The following is a 25,426-nucleotide window of genomic DNA, read 5'->3' as shown; positions in this document are numbered from 1 at the left end:
CTATGCAAACAGTTCAAACGGTACTTGGAGAAGTTGATATTGATGAATTAGGAATTACTTTAATGCATGAGCATCTTTTGGTAGATAGGCGCCACCTTTGGAAAAAACCAGCGCATATTTCGGATAATTTTGCTTATGCAGACGTCTCCATGACCATATTAAACGAACTAAGGCATGAACCGTATTCCAATTTTGATAATAACTATTATTTGGATACGGACCTTGCAGCAGAAGAAGTAAAAGTTTTTCAAAAAGTCGGGGGCCGATCCATTGTAGATGTAACTCCGGTAGGTATAGGGAGAAACCCTGAAAGCTTAAAAGATATAGCTGTAAAAACCAATTCTCCTATCATTATGGGATGTGGATATTATTTAGAAAATACCCATCCTTCCTTCATTTCATCAAGCTCAGCAGAAGAAATTGCCGAATGTATATATCAAGATCTATTTGAGGGTGCAGGGGAAACAAACATTAAAGCAGGTATTATTGGAGAAATTGGCATAGGGCCCAATATGACAGATCAAGAGGTAAAAGTACTTCGAGGTGCAGCAAAAGCTCAAAAACAAACGGGGAAAATATTAACCGTTCATCTGCCTGGATGGGAGCGCTATGGCCATTCTGTGCTTGATATTATTGAAAAGGAAGGGGCAAATCCTGAACAAGTCATCTTAGATCATATGAATCCAAGCTTAAACGATATTGAATATCAAACATCCCTGGCAGATCGGGGAGCCTTTTTAGAGTACGACATGATTGGAATTGAACTTTTGTTTCCAGAAGGGCAATCACCATCTGACCAACAAAGTGCAGAAGCCATTGTAAAACTGTTAGAAAAAGGCTATGAGTCTTCTATTTTGCTCTCTCAGGATGTCTTTCTGAAAAGTCTGTTAAAACATTATGGGGGCGGAGGATTTGCTCATATTTTACAGCACTTTGTACCGAGGTTGAAGCGTCTAGGCGTTTCTGATACAGAAATAGACCAGTTGTTAATAGAAAACCCCAAACAAGTTTTTAAAAGAGCTGAAGGTTAATGCATAAAAAAGAAAAAATGTATGAACAATGGCTGAAAATCCTACATCACAGCCCGAGACCAGCAGGCAGTAAAAATGAACAAACGATAAAAAATTGGCTGAAGGCAGCAATTGCCGAGGAAGGATATGAAGCTTCTTCTCAAAAATTTCCTTATACAAGCTGGCAGCTCACTTATTTCTCAGGCTTAAAGCAGCTGCATCCCGTAAAGGATACGATAGAATCTTTTCCTGCTGTTGGAAGCACTTCCGCTGAAAATATACATGGTTACGTCCAGCGTATCGGTTATACCAACATATGGGACATGTATAAATGGCCGAGATATGCGGTAGTAGATAAAGAAGGAAGTGTTTTAGCATATATTACGGCGAGGCCGGATGGTGAAGTACTCAGTCAAACTTTATTAGAAGAGTGGGCTTTCCCGCATTTGATTATAGGAACATCCACGTATTCGAAATGGGAAGAATCTTTCCGAAAAGGAGAAAAAGTTGTTGTCTCCTTTTCATTGGAAACGAAAATGGAACCAAGGTTTGATGGGGAAAACATCAGTGTTTCTCTATCCAATCGTGAAAATAAGGACGCAGTGGTGGTCGGCGCGCATTACGATAGTATGTACAATACAAGAGGAGCTTATGATAATGCTTCTGGAACAGCCGTTCTACTCGAACTGATTCGAACGATAAAACCAGAACAGCTGCCTGTACATGTGAACATCGTCTTTTTTGGTTCGGAAGAATTACTATTATCAGGAAGTAAAGCATATGTCCAATCCATGAAGGAGAAAAGAGAAATGCCTCGCTGCATGTTAAACATTGATGGAATTGGGCGCGGGGAAGTTTTAGAAAGCTGGTCTACTTCTAACATAGAACGGAAACTTGCTTATGCAGATCTGGAAAAAAGAAAACTTTTTCCGAATTCATCTGTAGTCATTCCGCCTCCGCCAGGATCCGATCATCATCCCTTTGTAAAAGCAGGCTGTGAAGCACTCATGCTTACCGTTAATGATCAAGAGATTATTCATACTTTTAAAGATGAACCGGACACGAATATCTTTGAAAATATGAAAAAAGTAGTAAAATACGTAAAATTTATTTTAGAAAATTATAAATAAAAGGAGACGTTATGAACATGAACGTATTATTAGTAGGAGAATCGTGGACAAAACATACTATTCATGTGAAAGGTTTTGACTCTTTTACGACTTCAGAATATGAAGAAGGGGCCCATTGGTTTCGGTCGGCGATGAAAGAAGCAGGTATGGACTTAACCTATATACGCGCTCATGAAATTGATGAAAAGTTTCCTTTAGACTTAGGGTCATTAAAGGAATTTGATGTGGTTCTCTTTAGTGATATCGGAAGCAATTCGTTTTTGCTGCCCGCTCAAACGTTTAATCACTCTAAACGTACACCAAACCGTTTGCAGCTAGTTAAAGACTATGTAAACGATGGCGGAGGCTTTGCTATGATTGGCGGCTACCTTTCCTTTCAAGGAATTGAAGCTAAGGCGAAATTCAAAGGAACAGTTATTGAAGAAATATTGCCTGTTCAATTAGAAAGCGGAGATGACCGGGTCGAAATTCCTGAAGGAGCAGCACCAGTTGTGCATAACAATCATTTGGTATTAAAGGATGTTCCGGAAGAATGGCCTGGATTCTTAGGATATAACCGAGTGACAGTCAAGAATGAAAGTGATTTAGTAATGACTATCGGAAAAGATAACAATCCTTTTCTTGTGACGGGTTCTTATGGCAAGGGACGTACAGCTTCTTTTTCCAGCGATTTTGCTCCACACTGGGGCCCGCCGGAATTTGTAGAATGGAAACATTATAATACTTTTTGGAAACAATTAGTGGAATGGCTCGCGAATAATTAAGTCAATTGTTTTAATCCACTAAACAAAGCCAGCCATCTTCATAATTTTGTAATAAAACGTCACCATATCAATGTGGGATTTTTGCCTATTGTTTTGTGCGATATCGGACCATATTTAGCTGGAATTGTTCTTTTAGGTACCGATTCACACTGGACAGAAAAACGGCATTTGCATAGGGGTACCATGTTATTCTCTTGATTTTACAGGGATTTCTTTTATTTACATGTTTTATGGTAAGTAAATAATTGTTTTAGTTACAAAAAATCTATGAATCCCTACGAAATTTAACAATAAAATATTTTAGCACATCCTTGTTCAAGTTCTTAAAGGGATGTGCTTTTTTAATACATTAAGAAATTTTAACTTTGCTAAAGGATTAAAGTATAAGTGAAAACTACGACTTCCACCATAAGGACTCGGCGGCAAGCCGAGTTTTTCTAATATACGTTGATTTGAAAGGGTTCTCATCGTTTGATATGATTAGTTTTAATAAATTCACATTGATAATTAAGGATTAGCTATGCAATCAAACAACAATAACGATTCTAAAATCTTAAAAATATCCGTCTTTGGCGGACTTTTATTTACTATCATGGGGATTACGTGGGGAATTGCCGCCAATTCACAAATGATCATCTTTGATGGATTATATTCCTTTATTAGCTTAGGCCTTTCTTTGATGTCTCTCTTCGCTTATTCATTTATAAAGAAAGAAGATCAAGAACGTTTTCAATACGGTAAAGATGTCATTAAACCCCTGGTTATTATCTTTAAAGCAAGTGCAATTATAGCCATGTGTCTCTTTGCTTTTTCTACTTCGATTATTGACCTTTTTAAAGGAGGACGGGAAGTTGTCATTGGCTCTGCTGCTTTATATGCACTGATTGCTACTGTTTTATGTGCTGTCATTTACAGCTTTATGAAAAACAAACAGGGAAACTCTGAGTTTGTAAAAGCAGAGGCTGCTCAATGGTTGATGGATACTATATTAAGCGGAGCTGTACTTATAGGTTTTGTTATAGCGCTGTTATTAAAACAGACAACATTTGCGTTTCTAACCCCCTATGTTGATCCCATTATGGTGTTAATTATTTCATTGTATTTTTTGAAAGTTCCTTTTCAAATGCTGATAAAAAATGCTAAGGAATTGTTGTGGATGGCACCATCAGCTCAAATTCAGCTCCAAATTACACAAGCAGTGCAAGAGACAAAAGAAAAATATAATATCTTTGAAGATTTCACTAGAGTGACTAAGGTAGGAAAAACCATTTTTATTGAGATTGACTTTGTTTTAGGCGAACATACAAGCATACAGACGGTGGATGAATTTGATAGGGTTCGAGAGGAGTTATATCAGAAACTTCAAATGGAAGGACATACGAATTGGTTTACTCTTTCTTTCACAAAAGATAGAAAATGGGCGTTATAAATAAAAACATGGCCAGCGGTACCAACGATATGAACCTTCAATGTTTTTTAAAAACATAATGATAATAATAAAGAGCCAACCCAGCAGTACATGAAAGGTTGGCTTTATTGTGTTTAAGTCCAGTACTTCTAGATAGGGAATGAATTTCCTAAAATAAATTTGTACAAAGATCCCATACGCGGCCTGAGCGAAACAAACACGTTACAGGACGTCCCGCGTAATGAACTTAAAGTAAGGTTTTACGGAGGTCCTGGTTTAAGGGTCATTCAGTTTCTGTTTTTCAACATTATCCTAAAACTTCTTTTAGCATTTCAACAACGGTGCGTGTATCTTTTGCTTCAGAATAACGTCCAAGACTGAAACGAATCGCTCCCTTTCCGGTTTCCTCATCGACTCCCATGGCTTGGAGCACATTGGAAAGTTCGACGGTATCCGAGTGACAGGCAGCGCCGGTAGAAGCGGCAACTTCTGGGATTCGGGCAAGGATCTCCTGGCCGGTATATCCAATGAAACTAACATTTAATGTATTAGGCAGACGTTCTTCTGGATGTCCGTTGAGGTGTACTCTAGCCCCAAATGATTCCTGCAGCCTTTCCCAAAAATCGTCTCGCAGTGCTTGAATGGTTTCAATCCTTTTGTCGTATTGCGCAGTCTGACAAGCTTGTCCGAGCGCCCCGGCAAGAATGACATTTTCGGTGCCGGCTCGTCTGCCTTGTTCATGGCCTGCTCCATGCATAAAGGAAGGGAGCGCCTTGCCGTTTCGTATATACAAGGCGCCAATACCTTTTGGAGCATATAATTTATGACCAGCAATCGTTAGAAAATCAACACTTAGCTTGTCGACATTTACTGGAATTTTTCCAAGTGATTGAGAGGCATCTGTGTGAAAAGGAATGCCGTGTCTTTTCGTAATGGCTGAGATCTGTTCAAGCGGCTGAACAGTACCGGTTTCATTATTGGCATGCATAACAGAAACAAGCACTGTTTTCTCTGTTATGGCTTCGTCAATATCAGCAGGGTTTATTTTTCCATATGTATCGGTATCTACGTACGTTACCGAAACATCATACTGTTCTAGATAGCGGCATGGTTTAAGGATGGCAGGGTGTTCTGCTTTGGTTGTAACGATATGGCAGTCTTTCCCGCGGTTCGCTTCCACGATTCCTTTTAGTACGTGGTTATTAGATTCAGTGCCTCCGCTTGTAAAAATTACTTCTTCTGAGGCAGCACCTATTAAGCTCGCGACCTGTCTACGTGCTTTCTCGACTGCTGTTTTAGCAGGTGAGCCAGCCCAGTGAGAAGCTGAGGGGTTGCCATAGGCTTCATCAAGCAAACGGGTTATTGTTTCTTTTACTTCCGGAGCAAGCGGCGTGCTCGCATTGTAATCCATATAGATGTTTTCCATTGCTTATACACTCCTCCTCTCTGTTTACTTTACCTTAATCATTCTCTTACTCGCAATGTTCATTGGGATGAAGCATCTTTTTTCCAGCTTTTTCTACTGATATTTGGAAGTTCCCTTTTTAAGAACGTCAGAGTGTAAAAAAGTACCGTCTCGTGTTGAAAGCGCGTGAACAAGAGAAACACTGAAATTTCGGCAGGAAGAGCTGAATAGAAAGAGAGAAGTGCTGAAACAGAGAATGAAAGAGATGAATCAAGAAAAGAACAGATCGAAAAAAAGATGAATAGCTCCTTAGCAGATATTTTAAGACAGCTCCATTAAAAATCTTTTTATCTATTATTATATTTGTTGCGTGCTTTTTTCATGCTAGAATAAAAGGAAGCGGAATGTATGAATAACGGAGCAGTCATTCTACCTGCCCCTATTCTTGCATATAATGATAAACTGCTAAGATGTGCCTTAGAAATAGAGCAGGGGTGAATAAATAAAATGAAATGGAAAACAAAAGCGGTAGCTGCAGTCACCAGTGCTGTGCTGCTAGCAGGAGCCGGCGGCGTGTTTGCGGGAATGTCGATCAATGATACCGTAGAAGATACGCCGCGTTCCGCATCGAATGCCGATAATCAAGCCGAACATATTCCACAAGAATCATCGGAAGCGTCAGAAGCTGGTATGGAAAAAATTGAACAAGTCTATCAAATGATTAATGAGCAGTACGTAGAAGATGTAGACGAAAAACAACTGCTTGAGGGAGCTCTAGAAGGAATGGTAAAAGAGCTGGATGATCCTCACTCAGCCTACATGGATCAAGAAACAGCATCAGAGTTCAGTCAGTCGCTCGAGTCTTCCTTTGAAGGTATTGGAGCAGAGGTTAGCATGGTAGATGATAGAGTTACGATTGTATCGCCGTTTCGTGATTCTCCGGCCGAAGAAGCTGGTTTACAGCCAAACGACCAAATTCTTAAAGTCGATGGGGAGAGTACAGAAGGCGCATCTCTTAATGAAACAGTACTTAAAATCCGCGGAGAAAAAGGTTCTAACGTTACGCTCACCGTTCAGCGAGGGTCCTCCGATCCGTTTGAGGTAGAAGTAGAACGAGACGAAATTCCTGTGGAAACGGTTCGTTCTGATACAAAAGAACAAAATGGGAAAACGATTGGTCATTTAGAACTCACTTCTTTCTCTGAGAATACTGCCTCAGAATTTGAAGAGCATTTAACCAAACTGGAAGAAGACGGTATAGATGGGTTAATTATTGATGTGCGCGGAAATCCAGGAGGCTTTTTAAACAGTGTGGAAGATATAGGGGATTTAATTATCCCTGGTGGTGAACCGGTTGTTCAAATTGAAGATCCAAATGGAGAAACGGTTCGCTCTATTTCCAAACTAGATGAAACGAAAGATTATCCTATTGTCGGTCTTATTGATGAAGGAAGTGTATCTGCCTCAGAGATATTAGCTGCGGCTCTTAAGGAAGCAGGCGGTTATGAGCTGGTCGGAGAAACAACATATGGAAAAGGCACAGTGCAGCAATCCATGCAGCTTGGAGACGGCAGTGAATTAAAACTGTCTATGTTCAAGTGGCTCACTTCTGACGGCAACTGGATTAATGAAGAAGGAGTGGAACCGACAGTAGAAGTGAAGCAGCCCGATTACTTCTATTCTGCTGTACTGGCACCAGAAGAAGAATTAAAGCAAGAATCTTTCGGCGAGCAAGTGAAGATTGCACAGCAGATGCTAAAAGGACTTGGGCATGACCCCGGGCGTACGGATGGCTATTTTGATGAGCAAACAGCAGAAGCCGCTGCATCCTTTCAGGCAGCGCAAGAAGACATCGAGGAAACAGGTGTGATTGATGAAGAAACCGTCAGCCGTTTAAATCAGAAACTTCTTGAACTGATTCGTGATCCCGAGAATGATAAACAGTTAGAAAAAGCACTGGAATTAGTGAGTGACCAAAGCTCTTAAATTTAAGGAGTAATCAGTGCGCTTTTGCCCCATTGGAATAACATTTTTCATGGGGCAGATTTCTCTGTTAGATTGTAAAAAAATGAACCGTCTATTAAAAAGGAGATGCCGCCAATGGAATTTTTTGGCTTGGAATTAATAAAAGGACTGGGACGTTTTTTTGCTCATCCGCTTACATATATTATTCCATTTGCGATGTTTATGATCGGCTATTTCCGCGTGAAAAGAGAGCGGGCTACGTTTCATACACGAGTGTACAGCGCCTTGTTCGATGTGACAGCTCCACTTTTGCCCGGTTTGCTGACTGGATTTCTCTTATCTGTTCTCGTTTTTGCAACAGGTTTAACGATACCTTTTGCTTTTTTAATGCTTGTCGGTATGATTATGTTTCTGTTTATCCTGCTAGGAAGAATACGCTGGCTCTCTCCTTCCTATACAATAGGGTTGGCTATTGTTTTAGCGCTCTTCTTACCTGGCTTGGAAAGCGGCTATGGCTGGGTAGACAGTTTTTTCATGGAACTAGGACAAGGGGACTACCGTCCGGCGCTCGTTCTCCTAACTGTACTTATGATCGCAGAAGGGCTTCTCATATGGAGAAATGGCAAGCACCATACCTCTCCTATTGTGGTAAAAAGTTCACGCGGTAAATGGATTGGAGCTCACCGGCTTCAGCGTATTTGGTTGATACCAGCTTTTATATTTGTACCAGGCGGAGCAGTAGAAGCTTTCCAATGGTGGCCTGTTTTATCGATAGGAGAAAGCGGGCTGGCACTTTTTCTTATACCGTTTGCGATAGGGGCCAAATACACTATATATCACACGCTGCCGTCAAACGCAGTTAAACAGACTGGACTTATTGTAGTTATATTAGCATTGTTAATTGGAGCAGGGGCTGTTTCTGCTTTTTATTATCCTGGTTTTATTATGTATACGGCTGTCGCTGCTGTTGCAGCCCGAGAGGTGATCACCTTTTGGATAAAACGAAAAGAACGGGCAAAAACACCTTTGTTCAAACTGCGGCAGCGAGGCATTAGAATACTTGGGGTGCTCCCTGAATCTCCAGCAGAAAAAATGGGACTGAAACCCGGTGAAGTGATAATGAAAGTAAACGGACAGGCTGTAAACAATGAAAGTGAGTTTTATAACGCTCTGCAAAAAAATTCAGCTTACTGCAAAGTAGAAGTATGTGATTACCAAGGCGAGATTAGACATGCTCAGTCCACTGTTTATGATAATGAGCATCATGAACTTGGGGTGCTGCTTGTAAAAGAACGGGATTTACAAGAAGTAATAACAAAAGAAGCGTAACAGAGGAAAAACTGCATAACCAAATGCCTCTGTTTCAGAAAAAAGGACTGATATTTGTGGTGACAGTAGTCGGAGCCGTAATACTCCCGTTTTTTCTTACGCTGGCAGGAGTACGTCTTACCCATAGTTTTATTGGCGGTGTCTTGGTTGCTCTTATGATTACAGTAGCTTTTCAGCCGTGGGAAATGGGGCTGGGAATAATGCTGATAGCAGCTGCTTCTCTTGCTGCAGCCATTCCTGTTGGGTGGCGAATAGAGAAACATCAGAAAACGGGACCTTAAAACGACGGAAATAGCACCGTCGTTTTTTAAAAAAAATAAATACGAACATATATTCGAATAAACCGTTTGAATTGACGTGTTATGTGGTATAATGTATAAGCGGTATTGAAAAGATGTGAGTAGTGATTTAAATGAAGCGAGGGATCGGGCATGAATGAAACCTTTGATTTAGTCTCCAAATATGATCCAGAAGGGGATCAGCCTGAGGCCATTAAAGCATTAACGCAAGGAATAAAGGAAGGGAAGAAACACCAGACCTTGCTTGGTGCCACAGGAACAGGTAAAACATTTACAGTGTCCAACGTTATAAAAGAAGTTAATAAGCCAACCCTTGTCATCGCACATAATAAAACATTGGCAGGACAGCTTTACAGCGAATTTAAAGAGCTGTTTCCTAATAATGCGGTTGAATATTTTGTCAGTTATTATGACTATTATCAGCCGGAAGCATATATCCCGCAGACAGATATGTATATAGAAAAAGATGCAAGTATAAATGATGAAATTGATAAATTGCGCCACTCTGCGACGAGTTCCTTATTTGAACGTAACGATGTTATTATCGTTGCCAGTGTTTCCTGTATTTATGGTTTAGGTTCGCCAGAAGAGTACCGCGATCTTGTTCTTTCTCTTCGGTCAGGCATGGAAATGGAAAGAGACGATGTTTTGCGTGAGCTCGTCGATATCCAATATGAACGCAATGATATTAATTTTGTGCGTGGAACGTTCCGCGTACGAGGGGATGTCGTAGAAATATTTCCGGCTTCTCGAGATGAACACTGCATTCGAGTGGAGTTTTTCGGTGATGAGATAGACCGTATAACGGAAGTGGATGCTCTCACTGGTGAAATTCTCGGCGAACGCAATCACGTAGCTATTTTCCCTGCTTCTCACTTTGTCACCAGAGAAGAAAAGATGACCCGGGCGATTAAAAATATTGAAAAAGAATTAGAAGAACAGCTTGCTCATTTTCGGGAAAAAGGGAGAGAACTTGAAGCCCAGCGTCTCGAACAGCGTACCAATTATGACATTGAAATGATGAAAGAAATGGGTTTTTGTTCGGGTATTGAAAACTATTCCCGGCATCTGACGTTTCGAAAACCAGGGGAATCTCCTTATACATTGCTTGATTTCTTTCCGGAAGATTTCTTGATTGTTGTCGATGAATCTCATGTGACACTGCCGCAAGTGCGGGGCATGTACAACGGGGACCGGGCTCGAAAAGGGGTGCTTGTAGATCATGGTTTCCGCCTGCCATCAGCCATGGACAACAGGCCTTTGCAATTTGAAGAGTTTGAAAAGCACGTCCGTCAAGCCGTGTATGTATCAGCAACCCCTGGTCCATACGAGCTCGAGCATTCACCTGAAATGGTTGAACAAATCATCCGGCCGACGGGGCTCCTTGATCCAACGATTGATGTTCGGCCGATTGAAGGTCAGATTGATGATTTAATCGGAGAAATAAATGAAAGAAAAGAAAACAAAGAGCGGATACTTATCACCACATTAACGAAAAAGATGGCAGAGGATTTAACAGATTATTTAAAAGAAGTGGGGATTCGTGTAAAATATTTACACTCTGATATAAAAACATTAGAGCGGATTGATATTGTACGCCAGCTTCGACTCGGTGAATTTGACGTACTCGTAGGAATCAACCTGCTCCGGGAAGGGCTGGATATCCCGGAAGTTTCGCTCGTTGCTATTCTCGATGCTGATAAAGAAGGTTTTCTCCGTGCCGAACGCTCCCTCATTCAGACGATGGGACGCGCGGCAAGAAATGCCAACGGGCACGTCATTATGTATGCTGATAAATTAACAGATTCCATGAATGTCGCCATCAGTGAAACCAACCGCCGCCGCGAAATTCAGAAAGCTTATAATGAGAAACACGGTATTACTCCAAAAACGATCCAAAAAGACATTCCTGACTTAATTCAGGCGACGATTGCTTCAGAGGAACAGGAGGACTTCGACAAGCCTGCGCTTGAGAAAATGAGTAAGAAAGAACGTCAAAAAGTAATCGACGAATTAGAAGCAGAAATGAAACAAGCAGCCAGAGATCTTCAATTTGAACGGGCTGCAGAGCTTCGTGACATGGTACTTGAATTAAAAGCGGAAGGATGACCTCTATGGCTCTTGAAAACTTACAAATAAAAGGTGCTCGTTCCCACAATTTAAAAAATATTGATGTAACGATTCCGCGTGATAAGCTGGTCGTTTTTACAGGTCTGTCCGGTTCGGGTAAATCATCGCTTGCGTTTGATACGATTTACGCGGAAGGCCAGCGGCGCTATGTTGAATCCCTCTCTGCCTATGCCCGGCAGTTTCTCGGGCAAATGGATAAACCAGATGTTGATTCGATTGAAGGGCTCTCTCCAGCTATTTCTATCGACCAAAAGACAACCAGTCGTAATCCGCGTTCCACCGTGGGTACGGTAACAGAGATTTATGATTATTTACGGCTTCTGTTTGCAAGAATAGGACGGCCGATTTGTCCGAAGCATAACGTCGAGATATCATCGCAAACTGTTCAACAAATGGTTGACCGTATGACCTCTTACCCGGAGCGTACAAAAATGCAGATCCTTTCTCCTCTTGTTTCGGGCAGAAAAGGCGAGCATGTGAAAGTACTTGAGGACTTAAAACAAAGAGGGTTTGTACGAGTCCGTGTCGATGGAGAAATGCGGGAGGTTAGTGAAGAATTTAACCTGGATAAAAATAAAAAACATGATATTGAAGCCGTCGTGGACCGTATCGTCATAAAAGATGGTGTAGAAACCCGTTTGGCCGATTCATTGGAAACCGCTCTTGAATTAAGCGGCGGAAAAGCACTAATTGACGTTGTTGGGGAAGAAGAACTTCTCTTTAACCAGCATCATGCTTGTCCATATTGCGGTTTTTCTATAGGAGAACTCGAACCGCGTTTATTTTCGTTTAACAGTCCGTACGGTGCTTGTCCAACGTGCGATGGTCTTGGCAGCAAACTCGAAGTAGACGAAGAGCTTGTGATTCCAGATTGGGACCGAACCTTGAAAAATCATGCGATTGCCGCCTGGGAGCCGACCAGTTCTCAATATTATCCGCAGCTCTTACAGTCTGTTTGTCATCATTTTGGAATCGACATGGAAGTGCCAGTAAGAGATCTTCCAAAGGAGCAAATGGATATTATTTTGCATGGGAGCGGCAGAGAAAGGGTTACTTTCCGGTACGTAAACGACCGCGGGACGGTAAAAGAACGAAAGATTTATTTTGAAGGAGTTTTACGCAATATATCCAGGCGTTACCACGAAACAGCTTCTGATTATATTCGCGAACAAATGGAACAATATATGGCCCGGAATGCCTGCCCGACTTGCAAAGGATACCGTCTCCGTAAGGAAAGCTTGTCTGTAAAAATAGCCGGTACTCATATAGGACAAACGACAGAGTTATCTGTAAAAGATGCAAAAACTTTTTTTGAAAACCTGGAGCTGACTGAAAAGGAACTCGCCATCGCTCGCTTAATTCTGCGGGAAATTGAAGAGAGGCTCGGCTTTCTAGTGAATGTTGGACTTGATTATTTAACATTGAGCCGCTCAGCTGGTACATTGTCCGGCGGAGAGGCACAGCGGATCAGGCTTGCCACTCAAATTGGCTCGTCATTAATGGGCGTTCTATACATTTTGGATGAGCCGTCAATAGGACTTCACCAAAGAGATAATAACCGCTTAATCCGTACACTTGAACGAATGAGAGACCTTGGAAATACGTTGATTGTGGTAGAACATGATGAAGATACGATGCTTGCTGCTGACCATATTATAGATATTGGCCCGGGGGCAGGTGTACACGGAGGGTATATTACTTCTGAAGGCACACCAGATGAAATTAAAGAAGATGAGGAGTCTCTAACCGGTCGGTATTTATCCGGCAAAAAGTTTATCCCCCTTCCTGTGGAACGTCGAAAACCGCAAAATCGCTGGCTTAAAATAAAAGGGGCTAAGGAAAACAATCTGCAAAACACGAATGTAGATATTCCGCTCGGTCTATTCACAGCGATTACAGGTGTGTCAGGTTCTGGAAAAAGTACGTTAATCAATGACATTTTATACAAATCATTGTCGCAAAAATTGCACCGTGGAAAAGAAAAGCCAGGGAATCACAGAAAAATAGAAGGAATTGACCAGCTTGAAAAAGTAATCGATATTGACCAATCTCCTATCGGACGGACACCGCGTTCTAACCCGGCAACATATACCGGGGTATTTGATAATATCCGCGAAGTATTCGCCATGACAAATGAAGCAAAAATTCGCGGCTATCAAAAGGGACGTTTCAGTTTTAATGTGAGAGGCGGACGTTGTGAAGCATGTAAGGGAGACGGTATTATAAAAATTGAAATGCATTTCCTTCCTGATGTATACGTGCCATGTGAAGAATGCGATGGAAAAAGGTATAATCGTGATACTCTAGACATACGGTACAAAGGAAAGAATATTGCCGAAGTACTTGCCATGACGGTAGAAGAAGCTCTTGCATTTTTTGAAAATATCCCGAAAATCAAACGGAAAATTCAAACGCTCTTTGACGTAGGACTGGGTTATATTAAGCTTGGCCAGCCGGCGACTACCCTTTCTGGAGGAGAAGCACAGAGGGTGAAATTAGCAAGCCAGCTCCACCGGCGCTCGACTGGGAAATCGTTATATATATTGGATGAGCCGACAACTGGATTGCATGTAGATGACATTGACAGATTGCTGACGGTCTTACAAAGACTTGTCGAAAATGGCGATACCGTTCTTGTTATTGAGCATAATCTGGATGTTATTAAAACGGTAGACTATATCATTGACTTAGGTCCAGAAGGCGGTGACAAAGGCGGGAAACTTGTGGCAAGCGGAGCACCTGAAGAAATAGTAAAAGTAAATGAATCTTATACAGGGTACTATTTAGACCCGATTATAGAAAGAGAACGAAAACGAATGGAAGAGAAGCTTTCAAAAGCTGAGCAAGTAGCAGAGACTACGTCTTCTTAACCATAAGCTGTCTCCAAGCGCAAGAAATGTAGGTTTAATGTCTCGAAAAACCAGCAATTTCTCCTGTGCAGTGAGGCAGCTTTTTTACATTAGAAATGCTTCCTTTATTCATGACGGCAAACTAAGTTTACGGGCAGGAGAAGAAAAACAGACAGAAGGGGGAGGGCAAATCCGTCTTCAGTCGGAAGAATTTTTGAAACGAAAACGATATCTTTAACGTAATAGTTAGTAAAATACCGATTTTGAACAGCGGTATGGATAAATGTGCCCTAAGTTTTAAAAAAAGGAAGGGATCGACCATGGAAGAAGAGCGCAAACTCATTTTAAAAATGGTAGAAGAAGAAAAAATATCACCAGAAGATGGAGCGAAATTATTAAAAGCTTTAAACCAAGATAATAGCTCAGAGAAGTCAGAGCAGGGAGATAAAAAGGCTTTAGAAAAGCAAAGAAAATCGCCTTTTGAAGCTGAAGAAAAGAACAGGGCTGTCTCCGGGCCAGAAACATCAAACAGCCTTTCGACTAATGTGAATTGGGATGAAGGCAACAAGCGCTTTGATGAATGGGAACGAGAAAAAAAGAAAAAGTCAGATGCCACCACAAGTTTTACGGATTTCATCGACAGCGCTATCCAAAAAATAAAAGAATTGGACCTGGACTTTAATTTTGGCACGTACCAAAATGTACACCATATTTTTCAGCACAAAAATATGGAACAAACAGTGCTCGATATATCTCTTGAAAATGGTTCGATTGAATTAAAGCCGTGGAATGAGAGCGATGTAAAAATAAATTGCGAGGTCAAAGTATATAAAGGAAATAACCAAGAAGAGGCACGACGGGAATTTTTAAAAGAAACGGTTTTTGAGGTGGAAGGGAACCAGCTGAACTTTTACACGAAAACCAAGTCCATGAAAGTGAATGCAGTGATGTATTTACCTCGTAAGACGTATGAACGTGTTCAGCTCTACACGTTTAATGGGCATTTGAAAGGGGAATTAATAAAGGCGGACAGCTTTTCCGGAAAGGCCGTAAACGGCAGTTTGACCATAGATCACCCCGATCATATGAGGTTCAGTGGAGAAACGGTAAATGGTCCCATTAAATTAAACGGCGGAAAGCTTGATATTGCTGATATTAAAACAATGAATGGAACGATTGAATTAGATACTGACATTCTAGACTTAGAAGCAGAATCGGTTAACGGCACGATTGATAGTAAGCTCTCTATCAGTCAAGATGCACGAGCCAGCCTTTCTGCCACCACCGGAAGTATTTTTATTACGATTCCAGAACACATTCGTACTGACGGACAGCTAAGGACCAATGTAGGGAATTACAATTATTCATTAAGCGATATGGAAATTACAGAAGAGAAAAAAGATTTTATTCAAAAATCATTACAGTTTACTTCTAATCATGCAGCTTCCCCGCGCTTACGATTAGACGCCAGCACGAAAACGGGGTCTATTTCCATAAAACCGAAACATGTCTAAGGAGGAAAAAGAATGAAAAAATTAAAACGCAGCCAGCATAACCGCATGCTTGCAGGAGTGTGCGGGGGAATTGCTAATTATTTTAACGTTGATCCAACTTTAATCCGTATCGTAACCGTACTATTAGCTATTATAACTTGGGGACTGCCTGTGCCCATTGCTTACATTGTCTTAGCTATTATCATGCCAAATGAAGGAGATATCGTCGAATAATGGGCTGTATTGTTCCGTTTATCGTAAACGCGGTAATGCTTATGGTGGTGGCAGGTTTTTTTCAAGGATTTGAGCTGCAAGGAGTTGGTGCAGCCGTTATGGCAAGCATAATTTTAACGATTATTAATATGCTGGTCCGGCCGCTTCTCGTTGTTCTTACACTGCCGATAACCGTGTTTACCCTCGGACTTTTCATTTTTATCATTAATGCAGCTTTGTTAATGCTCACCTCTGAATTAATGGGAGACTCCTTTTATATTTCAGGATTTGGCATGGCATTACTGGCTGCAATTATCATAGCTATATTAAATATATTTATTAATAACTTTATTGTTGATCCTCTGCGCAGGAAATGATGAAATCGAGTGCTGCCCTTTTCCAAGAGGCAGCATTCTTCATATTTAAAAGGAAAATAAGCCTATTTCTCTAATGCTTTCCAGCAGCCTCCTTTCTCAAATTTCCACATTTTTTAGAAATCATGCTACAATAGTGAAAGTGTAAAAAATATTGATGTTCCAACCGGGCAAAGGCCTGATTGTGGAAATGGTTGGAGGGTAGAACGAATGCCAAAAGTAACAGCAAATGATTTAGTGGAACGTTTTAATCTAGAAGTATTGGCAGGAGAAGATGGTGTGTATCGTGCGATTACAACAAGTGACATTTCCCGTCCGGGTATAGAAATGGCCGGGTTTTTTACCTATTATCCAGCAAAACGTTTACAGTTGTTCGGACGCACGGAACTTTCTTTTTTTCAGCAGTTAAGTGATGAGGAAAAAAGTGAACGAATGGAAAAGTTATGTACATATGATACGCCGGGCATAATTATTTCCCGTGGGTTGACCGCACCACCAGAACTTATTGAAAGTGCAGAAAAAACGGGAGTGCCTATCATGCGTGCCGACGTTACGACAACCCGTTTAAGCAGTCAGCTGACAAATTTTCTGGAAGCTCAGCTAGCTAAGGCAACTGCTGTCCATGGGGTTCTTGTTGATATTTACGGGATAGGAGTCCTTTTGACTGGCGCAAGCGGTGTTGGTAAAAGTGAGACAGCACTTGATTTGGTGCGCCGCGGCCATCGGCTGGTTGCAGATGATTCTGTTGAAATCCGCCAGCAGCATGGAGATACTCTAGTAGGCCGGCCTCCTGAATTGATTCAGCACCTCCTTGAAATTCGCGGTCTTGGCATCATTGATGTAATGACTCTATTTGGTGCAGGTGCTGTTCGGCCTTTTAAGCGAATAGCATTGACAATACATTTGGAACTATGGGATGAGAATAAAGCGTATGATCGTTTAGGGATAGAAGAAGCGAAAATGCAAATTATTGATACGGAAATTCCGAAATACACCATTCCTGTACGTCCGGGGCGAAACCTAGCTGTTATTGTAGAAGTAGCAGCTATGAACTTCCGTTTAAAACGTATGGGGATTAATACCGCTCAGCAGTTTTCTGATCGTCTTACTGATGTCATTGAAGATGGAGACCGGGAAGAGTTTTAAGTTTAAGATTAGATTGGAGAGAAAACGGTCATGATACATTCAATACAGCCTATGGATCGGATTGCCTTTGAACTGGGGCCGCTCACTGTCTATTGGTACGGAATCATTATTGGTTTAGGGGCGTTCTTAGGTTTTATAATTGCAAACAGAGAAGCCTTAAAACGCGGCATGCCAAAAGATACTTTTGCAGATTTGCTCATTTTTGCCCTTCCAATTTCTATTATCTGCGCTAGACTTTATTACGTGATTTTTAGATGGGAGTATTATTCACAAAACCCAGGGCAGATTCTAGCTATTTGGGAAGGCGGCCTTGCTATCCATGGAGGATTGATTGGAGCTGTATTAACAACTGTCATCTTTGCACGAAAAAAAGGTATGTCTTTTTGGAAACTTCTTGATATTGCTGCACCAAGTATTATCCTCGGTCAAGCGATTGGACGCTGGGGAAACTTTATGAATCAGGAAGCGCATGGGGGACCGGTATCACGGGATTTCCTCGAAGGATTGCAGCTGCCTGAATTCATTATTAATCAAATGTACATTGATGGGGTCTATTACCACCCTACCTTTTTATATGAATCGTTATGGAATATTGCTGGCTTTGTAATTTTGATGTTTTTGCGCCGTGTCAATTTACGTCGTGGTGAATTGTTTTTAAGCTATATTATTTGGTATTCTATCGGCCGTTTTTTCATAGAAGGAATGCGCACAGACAGCTTGATGATAGGAGACATGCTGCGTGCTGCGCAAGTGTTGTCTTTACTGCTGATTGCTGGTTCGATTGCTTTGTGGCTTTACCGCAGAAAAACAGGGCTTGCTCATGCTCATTATTTAGATGAAGACGGCTCTGGAATTCGGCAAAACAAAAAACGGAAATCACACAAAAAAAAGAAATAAAAGCATTCCTGCGACAACCTTTCTTTGTCGTTCTTAGATGAAACAAGTTCACATGTGGCCCTAAGGATTTCCACGTGCACGAAAATCGCGCCGCATTTACAAAAAGACAGCTTTTGAAAAAAACGCCTCCAGGACTAATGCGCAGCTCTACAAAACGGGTCGCTTTTTAGGCTGTGTCCCTAAAAACTAATATTTTTAAGGTCTTACACCGATAGAACTATTTTTTATACTTTAGGAATGTTTTACTTTGTTAAAGGACCAAAGTATAAGTGAGACTACGTCTTCTGCATAGGACCCGGCGGCAAGACGAGTTTTTCTAAAGCGTATGGAGGTTTGAGATGAGATGGAGATGCTGAAAAAAGGACTGAAAGTAGGCCTTAAAACAACGTGGACGCTGGGGAAAATTATTTTTCCAATTACATTAATTATCACCATACTCGGGTTTACTCCATTTTTAGATTGGCTGGCGAGCATGCTTGCACCGCTGATGGGCTGGATTGGTCTTCCAGGAGAGGCTGCCATTCCGCTGGTTCTAGGGAACGTGTTGAATTTATATGCGGCCATCGGTGCGATATTATCTATGGATTTAACAGTAAAAGAGGTATTTATTTTAGCCGTTATGCTGTCTTTTTCTCATAATTTATTCGTAGAATCTGCGGTTGCTGTAAAAGTAGGCATACGCATGTCTGTTGTGCTTGCCGTGCGGCTTGGTCTTGCTTTATTTTCTGCCTTGATGATTCATTGGATCTGGCAGGGCGGGGCGAATCAGGCCCAGTACGGCTTCGTTTCTCAAGAAGGACAGTCTACTGTAAACGGTTGGGAAGGTGCCGTTTGGGAAGGGTTAACGAGTGCGATTATGGGTGTGGTGCAATTAGCATTAGTCGTTATTCCGATTATGGTATTTATTCAAGTGATGAAAGATTTAAACTGGCTGCAGGTCTTTTCAAAATGGATGTCGCCGTTTACAAAGATGCTGGGAATCCGTGAAAATACATCGACTACACTTGCTTCAGGGATTATTTTTGGTCTCGCTTTCGGAGCAGGGGTTATGATTCAAGCGATAAAAGAAGATAATGTGAAGAAAAAGGATTTATATCTTGTCTTTATTTTTCTGGTTGCCTGTCACGCTGTTATAGAAGATACACTCATCTTTATTCCGCTAGGTATTCCGGTTCTTCCTTTATTACTAATTAGACTTGTAACGGCTGTACTGTTAACGATACTGATTGCTTATATTTGGAACAAATCAGAAAAAAGAGAATTTGCCCGTAAGGAGGCAACGTATGACTATTAAAACTGTATTATTTGATTTTGATGGAACACTAGTAAATACGAATGAATTGATTATCGCTTCCTTTCAGCATGCGTTGGACAGCTATGCACCAGGACGGTATACGAGAGAAGATATTGTCGGCTATATCGGCCTTCCACTGACAGAAAGCTTTCGAAAAATTGATCCTGACCGTGCTGAGGAGCTTATTGATATGTATCAAAAACATAATCTGGCCCACCATGATGAGCTAATTGAAGAATACGAAGGAGTGGCAGAAACCATCCAAAAACTGCATGAGCAGGGGGTTAATCTCGGGGTTGTTACGACGAAACGAAAACATACAGCGCGCCTGGGACTTGAGGTTTCTGGTTTAATGCCGTATTTTTCCTCAGTTATTACGTTTAATGATGTAGATAAAGTCAAACCGGATGCAGAACCACTCGATAAAGCGATGAAAGAATTAGGAGCCCGCCCGGAAGAGACGATGATGGTTGGCGACAGTCAATATGACATTCTTGGCGGAAAAAACGCTGGCGTGAAAACAGCAGGAGTGGCCTGGACGATAAAAGGAGAAGATTACCTGTGCTCGTTTGACCCAGATATTATGTTAAAGAAAATGCCAGATCTGCTTGACTACGTTGGAGTGAAGACGACATGAGACAGACGGACCGTTTTCCGGTAGAATCAGCCAATTCGCTCTGGCACATTTACAAAACGGTACCGTTCTGGAAAGTGGTAAAAAATTTTATTGTAATCCAAGCTGCACGTTACACTCCATTTTTGCCGATAAAAAATTGGCTGTACCGAACGTTTTTAAACATGAAGGTTGGAGAAACGACTGCATTTGCGTTGATGGTTATGCCCGATATAATGTTCCCTGAAAAAATCAGCGTCGGTCGAAACAGTGTGATTGGCTACAATACGACGATACTAGCTCACGAATATTTAATCAAAGAGTATCGCATCGGAAACGTTGAAATAGGGGATGATGTATTAATTGGAGCGAACGCCACGATTTTACCCGGAGTCACGATAGGAAGCGGAGCCGTGGTGGCTGCTGGTTCTGTCGTACATAAAGATGTGGCGCCGGGAAGTTTTGTCGGCGGCAATCCGCTTCGTCTTATCCGAGAAAAAGAAAATAAAGATGATTCCTTCCCGACATAGAGAATTCTCTTTTGCGGGAAGTTTCTTTATTTATACTTTAAGAATGTTTAATTTTATTAAAGGATTAAAGTATAGGAACATAAGGACTCGGCGGCAATCCGAGTTTTTATAATAAGATAGGAAAGTATAAAATGTTACGCTTTGATGTCTATCTTCAGCGCCCAGCCTCACGGAGGCCCGCGGCGGTTGAAGGAACGTTTGCTAAAATCGCGAACATCGTGTTCCGGGCACAAAAGTAAGCCCATCCAGTACAAGCCAGTTCGGCGTTCTTTACATGACGTGAGGAACTTAGTCCGAACGTCATGTAAAACAAGGACGCTTGCGCTTTTCTTATACGTGTAGATCAGCTGCTTTTCTTAAAACAACAAGCAGCTGTTCCTAGCTGAACTACCGAGTACACGAAGAATATGGCGGCCGTTTTTTTCGGGAAGTTGATTTAGTCAATGGATTCAGACTTTCACCACCATCCTCTAAATTCAGCCGTAACTTTGATTTATCAGCTATTTTTTAAAGCTATTCAATGAACCAAATCATAGATTCAACAAAGTGCCTTCATCTTCCTATTGACGGATAATGGAAAGCAATGTAAACTACACGATATATTCTTTATCCCATTAGTACATTAGCATACTAAAGTGACGGTAACAATATTTAAAATATACATAAATGATAAAAGCTATATGGAAAGCAGACGGAAGGAGCATTCTAATCATGAGCAAACCTTTTATGTTTGAAAAGCCGGTCGGAATGAGAGATACTCTGCCGGCTTACTATCAAACAAAAAATAAAGTAAGAGAACGGATGGAAAAAGAAACAGACAGCTGGGGTTATCTGCCTATTGAGACTCCTGCTTTAGAATATTACGACACTGTCGGCACTGCTTCGGCCATATTGGATCAGCAGCTTTTTAAACTGCTTGACCAGCAAGGGAACACACTCGTGCTCCGTCCGGATATGACAGCACCTATTGCACGGGTCGCAGCTTCGAGCTTAAAGGACCAAGCTTTCCCGCTCCGTCTCTCTTATCACAGCCCGCTGTTTCGTGCCCAGCAAAGAGATGGAGGACGCCCTGCTGAGTTTGAACAAATGGGAGTGGAGCTTGTCGGAGACGGGACGGCAAGTGCAGACGGAGAAGTTATCGCACTAATGGCAGCAGCATTAAAAAAAGCAGGACTGCAAAATTTTCAAATAGCGATTGGCCATATCGGCTATGTGAATGCTCTGCTTCTTGATGTCGTAGGAAGCGAAGAAAGAGCAAATACACTCCGCCGTTACTTATATGAGAAAAATTATGTAGGCTTTAAACAACATGTAAAGAGTCTTCCCCTTTCTTCTATTGATGAAAAACGTCTCCTTTCTTTATTAAAGCTGAGAGGCGGACAGGAAAAATTAAAGGATGCCGAAGAACTCGTTCAAAATGGAAAAGCGGCAAAAGCATTGAATGACTTGCACCAGCTTTGGGATGTTCTAGAAAGTTATGGGGTAAGCGAGCATATTAAGCTTGATTTGAACCTGGTTATGCATATGAGCTATTACACAGGTGTGGTGTTTGAAGGGTATGGAAGTAAGTTAGGCTTTCCATTATCAAGCGGAGGCCGTTATGATGAATTGCTGCAAAACTTCAACCGCCCGGCTCAAGCAACAGGGTTTGGCATTCGTTTGGATTTACTCGTAGAGGCGCTTGGGGATACAGAAGAACTACCTGAACAAACGTGTATCCTTTTTAGTAAAGAACGCCGGAAAGAAGCAATCGAAGAAGCAGGAAAACTTCGCGAAAGCGGCAAAAGGGTCGTACTGCAAGACTTACAAGGTGTTGAAAACGTAGATGAACTAAGCGAAGCCTTTGCAGAAGTGTATTATTTTATTGGAAAGAAGCAAGGAGGCGCCAGCAATGAGTGAACCGTTGACCGTAGCAATGCCAAAGGGACGAATTTTTGAAGAAGCAGCAGAGCTTCTTCGAGAAGCTGATTTTCCGCTTCCGCCGGAATTTGATGATTCTCGTAAATTAATTGTGGATGCGCCGGAAGCTGATCTTCGTTTTATTTTAGCCAAACCAATGGATGTACCGACCTATGTGGAGCACGGCGTTGCAGACCTCGGAGTGGCGGGGAAAGATACGATGATTGAAGAGGAGCGCGACGTATATGAAGTGCTTGATTTGAATATCAGTGAGTGCTACCTTGCTGTCGCCGGACTGCCTGGCTATGAAAAAACGGATATCAATCCAAAAGTAGCATCGAAATACCCTAACCTTGCCACCCAGTATTTTAAAGAACAAGGCGAACAAGTAGAAATTATTAAACTGAACGGGTCGATTGAACTTGCTCCTCTCGTTGGACTTGCTGATCGAATCGTTGATATTGTATCTACCGGCCGCACATTAAGAGAAAATGGTCTGGTAGAATTAGAAACAATCGTACCCATCACCTCCAGGTTGATTGTGAACCCGGTGAGCTACCGTATGAAAGATGCTCGTGTTGATGATTTAGTAGAACGTCTTGCCAGAGTGGTAGAGGAGGATGAAGCGTGAAAATTATAGAACTAACAGAGGATGTTAGTCTCACTCGAGACATTGAAACCAGCACAGAAAAGCAAAGAGAATCCGTAGGCGCTATTATTAACCAAGTTCGTCAAAACGGTGATAAAGCCCTGAAAGATCTTACGGAAATGTATGACGGTGTCCGTTTAGAAAATCTTTTTGTTACTGAAGAAGAGATAAAAGAAGCGTATAACCATATCAATCAGCAAACGCTTGAATCTCTGCGCCGGGCCAGCAAAAATATTCAATCTTTTCACGAACGCCAAACTCGTCAGTCCTGGGTGACAACAAATGAAGACGGTACGATGCTCGGACAAAAAATTACAGCGCTTGATTCTGCCGGCGTTTATGTTCCAGGAGGCAAGGCTGCCTACCCTTCTACGATTATGATGAATGTGATTCCAGCACAGGTAGCCGGGGTGAGAAACATTATAATGACTTCCCCGCCCGATCGCGAAGGCAAGCTTGCTCCTGCTGTACTTGTGACTGCTGCTGAGCTTGGAGTTACTCACATTTTAAAAGCCGGAGGAGCTCAAGCGGTTGCGGCCCTTGCTTATGGCACAGAAACCGTTCCGTCTGTCGATAAAATTACGGGTCCGGGCAATATTTTTGTCGCTCTTGCAAAACGTGAAGTATTTGGGCAGGTCGATATTGATATGATTGCCGGTCCAAGTGAAATTGTAGTGTTAGCGGATAACACAGCCCGTCCTGATTATGTAGCGGCAGATCTTCTGTCTCAGGCCGAACATGATGAAATGTCATCTCCTGTATTAGTTACTACCTCTAAAACGCTCGCAGAAAACGTACAAACAGAAGTAGAAAAACAGATTGCTGAACTGCCAAGAAAAGAAATTGCTTCTGCATCCATTAATGATCATGGTGCAATTTATACTGCGGCTGAACTTGATGAAGCGGTGGAGGCAGTAAACCAGCTCGCCCCTGAACACTTAGAAATCATGACCAAAAACCCATACGAATTGTTAGGTAAAATTCGTCATGCCGGAGCTATCTTTCTCGGTCCATTAAGCGCCGAACCGGTTGGGGATTATTTTGCCGGTCCGAACCATGTCCTGCCAACCAATGGAACGGCCCGTTTTTCAAGCCCATTAAATGTGGATGATTTTACGAAAAAATCAAGCATCATCTCTTACAGCCAAACAGCATTTGAGCGGGATGCTGAAGACATAGCAGCCATTGCAAGATTAGAAGGATTAGAAGCTCACGCTCGCTCAATAGAGGTTCGAAAAAAGGGGGAGAACTAATGGCAGAACGTATCAGCTCCATAGAAAGAAATACGGGAGAAACGCAGATTCGTTTAGGTATGAATATTGATGGAGAAGGCCAAAGCAATATTTCCACCGGTGTCCCATTTATGACACATATGCTCGATTTATTTACGAAACACGGGCATTTTGATGTAACGATTGACGCCAAAGGAGATACCGAAGTAGATGATCATCATACGACCGAGGATATCGGCATTTGCCTAGGTCAGGTTTTTAAAGATGCACTCGGTGATAAAAAAGGGATCCGCCGCTACGGCAACGCATTTGTTCCAATGGATGAAACATTGGCGCAAGTGGTTGTAGACTTAAGCAATCGTCCGCATCTAGAATGTATTGCGGAGTTTCCAAGTCAAAAAGTCGGCACATTTGACACGGAACTGGTGCATGAATTTTTATGGAAGTTTGCGCTAGAAGCCCGGATGAACCTTCATGTGATTGTTCATTATGGCCGCAATACACATCATATTATTGAAGCCATCTTTAAAGCAATGGCTCGTGCTCTAGATGAGGCAACGCAATTAGATGAGCGCGTAAAAGGTGTGCCGTCTACGAAGGGAATGCTTTAAGCAGGGTACTGCGAGCTTAGATAAAATTAGGAAGAAGTACCGCTCCAATGTTTCGAAGCGCTGAAAGAATCAAGGGCAGAGCTAAGCGCTGAATTACCCAGGGTTGTTCTGAAAAAAATAACAGGTAGAGTGCTGAAACCATCACAGCATACATCAAAGCACAGCACCTTACCAAATCTCAGCAGT

22 protein-coding genes are annotated in these 25,426 nt (G+C 41.8%); 21 read left to right on the top strand and 1 reads right to left on the bottom strand.

What is annotated here, in order from left to right:
- Positions 1-2 precede the first annotated feature (2 nt).
- The 4 genes from CEF16_RS11950 (at position 3) to CEF16_RS11935 (ending at position 4,333) form a co-directional block, all read left to right on the top strand.
- On the top strand, positions 3-1,031 hold the full coding sequence (locus tag CEF16_RS11950; protein WP_091580996.1) for a phosphotriesterase family protein: 1,029 nt from the start codon (positions 3-5) through the stop codon (positions 1,029-1,031).
- Complete coding sequence (locus CEF16_RS11945; RefSeq protein WP_091580999.1) at positions 1,031-2,140, top strand: M28 family metallopeptidase; 1,110 nt, start codon at positions 1,031-1,033, stop codon at positions 2,138-2,140. The genes CEF16_RS11950 and CEF16_RS11945 overlap by 1 nt, the downstream gene beginning before the upstream one ends.
- Positions 2,141-2,157: 17 nt before the next feature.
- Positions 2,158-2,904 (top strand): glutamine amidotransferase, encoded by a 747-nt coding sequence (locus CEF16_RS11940; protein WP_091581001.1) that lies wholly within the window; start codon positions 2,158-2,160, stop codon positions 2,902-2,904.
- Positions 2,905-3,424: 520 nt separating this feature from the next.
- Positions 3,425-4,333: a cation diffusion facilitator family transporter gene (locus CEF16_RS11935; protein WP_091581004.1), complete on the top strand. Its 909-nt coding sequence runs from the start codon at positions 3,425-3,427 to the stop codon at positions 4,331-4,333.
- A 286-nt stretch (positions 4,334-4,619) separates the two neighbouring features.
- Here CEF16_RS11935 and CEF16_RS11930 read toward each other — a convergent pair whose 3' ends face one another.
- Positions 4,620-5,738 carry a cysteine desulfurase family protein gene (locus CEF16_RS11930; protein ID WP_091581006.1) on the bottom strand — a complete coding sequence of 373 codons (1,119 nt, stop codon included), beginning with the start codon at positions 5,736-5,738 and terminating at the stop codon, positions 4,620-4,622.
- Positions 5,739-6,224: 486 nt separating this feature from the next.
- Between CEF16_RS11930 and CEF16_RS11925 the strand changes: the two genes are divergently transcribed.
- The 17 genes from CEF16_RS11925 to hisB all read left to right on the top strand — a co-directional run bounded on the left by CEF16_RS11925 (position 6,225) and on the right by hisB (position 25,240).
- The gene (locus tag CEF16_RS11925) at positions 6,225-7,703 is read left to right on the top strand and encodes a S41 family peptidase (RefSeq protein WP_091581008.1); all 1,479 of its coding nucleotides are present in this window, start codon (positions 6,225-6,227) and stop codon (positions 7,701-7,703) included.
- A gap of 114 nt (positions 7,704-7,817) precedes the next feature.
- A complete protein-coding gene (locus tag CEF16_RS11920; protein ID WP_170031878.1) occupies positions 7,818-9,011 on the top strand; it encodes a PDZ domain-containing protein in 1,194 nt (397 codons plus the stop codon).
- A gap of 56 nt (positions 9,012-9,067) precedes the next feature.
- The gene (locus tag CEF16_RS11915) at positions 9,068-9,292 is read left to right on the top strand and encodes a hypothetical protein (protein ID WP_139185898.1); all 225 of its coding nucleotides are present in this window, start codon (positions 9,068-9,070) and stop codon (positions 9,290-9,292) included.
- 150 nt (positions 9,293-9,442) lie between these two features.
- A complete protein-coding gene (uvrB, locus tag CEF16_RS11910) occupies positions 9,443-11,419 on the top strand; it encodes an excinuclease ABC subunit UvrB (RefSeq protein WP_091581016.1) in 1,977 nt (658 codons plus the stop codon).
- A gap of 5 nt (positions 11,420-11,424) precedes the next feature.
- Positions 11,425-14,310 (top strand): excinuclease ABC subunit UvrA, encoded by a 2,886-nt coding sequence (gene uvrA / locus CEF16_RS11905; RefSeq protein ID WP_091581019.1) that lies wholly within the window; start codon positions 11,425-11,427, stop codon positions 14,308-14,310.
- Between the two features lie 299 nt (positions 14,311-14,609).
- Positions 14,610-15,803, top strand: coding sequence for a DUF4097 family beta strand repeat-containing protein (locus CEF16_RS11895; protein ID WP_170031875.1), 1,194 nt, complete (start codon positions 14,610-14,612; stop codon positions 15,801-15,803).
- A gap of 12 nt (positions 15,804-15,815) precedes the next feature.
- Positions 15,816-16,016 carry a PspC domain-containing protein gene (locus tag CEF16_RS11890; RefSeq protein WP_091581026.1) on the top strand — a complete coding sequence of 67 codons (201 nt, stop codon included), beginning with the start codon at positions 15,816-15,818 and terminating at the stop codon, positions 16,014-16,016.
- Positions 16,016-16,372, top strand: a complete 357-nt coding sequence (locus CEF16_RS11885) for a phage holin family protein (RefSeq protein WP_091581033.1) — start codon at positions 16,016-16,018, stop codon at positions 16,370-16,372. The genes CEF16_RS11890 and CEF16_RS11885 overlap by 1 nt, the downstream gene beginning before the upstream one ends.
- A gap of 207 nt (positions 16,373-16,579) precedes the next feature.
- Positions 16,580-17,515 carry an HPr(Ser) kinase/phosphatase gene (hprK, locus tag CEF16_RS11880; RefSeq protein WP_091581038.1) on the top strand — a complete coding sequence of 312 codons (936 nt, stop codon included), beginning with the start codon at positions 16,580-16,582 and terminating at the stop codon, positions 17,513-17,515.
- 30 nt (positions 17,516-17,545) lie between these two features.
- The gene (gene lgt, locus CEF16_RS11875; RefSeq protein WP_091581042.1) at positions 17,546-18,412 is read left to right on the top strand and encodes a prolipoprotein diacylglyceryl transferase; all 867 of its coding nucleotides are present in this window, start codon (positions 17,546-17,548) and stop codon (positions 18,410-18,412) included.
- Positions 18,413-18,755: 343 nt separating this feature from the next.
- On the top strand, positions 18,756-19,706 hold the full coding sequence (locus tag CEF16_RS11870) for a nucleoside recognition domain-containing protein (RefSeq protein ID WP_091581045.1): 951 nt from the start codon (positions 18,756-18,758) through the stop codon (positions 19,704-19,706).
- Positions 19,696-20,343, top strand: a complete 648-nt coding sequence (ppaX, locus tag CEF16_RS11865) for a pyrophosphatase PpaX (protein WP_091581048.1) — start codon at positions 19,696-19,698, stop codon at positions 20,341-20,343. The genes CEF16_RS11870 and ppaX overlap by 11 nt, the downstream gene beginning before the upstream one ends.
- Positions 20,340-20,849 (top strand): acyltransferase, encoded by a 510-nt coding sequence (locus CEF16_RS11860; protein WP_091581051.1) that lies wholly within the window; start codon positions 20,340-20,342, stop codon positions 20,847-20,849. The genes ppaX and CEF16_RS11860 overlap by 4 nt, the downstream gene beginning before the upstream one ends.
- A 711-nt stretch (positions 20,850-21,560) precedes the next feature.
- The gene (locus CEF16_RS11855) at positions 21,561-22,748 is read left to right on the top strand and encodes an ATP phosphoribosyltransferase regulatory subunit (RefSeq protein WP_091581054.1); all 1,188 of its coding nucleotides are present in this window, start codon (positions 21,561-21,563) and stop codon (positions 22,746-22,748) included.
- The gene (gene hisG, locus CEF16_RS11850; RefSeq protein ID WP_091581057.1) at positions 22,741-23,379 is read left to right on the top strand and encodes an ATP phosphoribosyltransferase; all 639 of its coding nucleotides are present in this window, start codon (positions 22,741-22,743) and stop codon (positions 23,377-23,379) included. Before CEF16_RS11855 ends, hisG begins: the two co-directional genes overlap by 8 nt.
- The gene (gene hisD / locus CEF16_RS11845; protein ID WP_091581060.1) at positions 23,376-24,650 is read left to right on the top strand and encodes a histidinol dehydrogenase; all 1,275 of its coding nucleotides are present in this window, start codon (positions 23,376-23,378) and stop codon (positions 24,648-24,650) included. Before hisG ends, hisD begins: the two co-directional genes overlap by 4 nt.
- Complete coding sequence (gene hisB / locus CEF16_RS11840) at positions 24,650-25,240, top strand: imidazoleglycerol-phosphate dehydratase HisB (RefSeq protein WP_091581062.1); 591 nt, start codon at positions 24,650-24,652, stop codon at positions 25,238-25,240. The genes hisD and hisB overlap by 1 nt, the downstream gene beginning before the upstream one ends.
- The last annotated feature ends 186 nt before the right edge of the window (positions 25,241-25,426 follow it).

The organism is Alteribacillus bidgolensis, assembly GCF_002886255.1.
In the GTDB taxonomy this organism is placed as follows: Bacteria; Bacillota; Bacilli; order Bacillales; family Marinococcaceae; genus Alteribacillus; species Alteribacillus bidgolensis.
The sequence above is the reverse complement of the archived record's forward strand: the minus strand, read 5'-3'. Positions and strand labels throughout refer to the sequence as shown.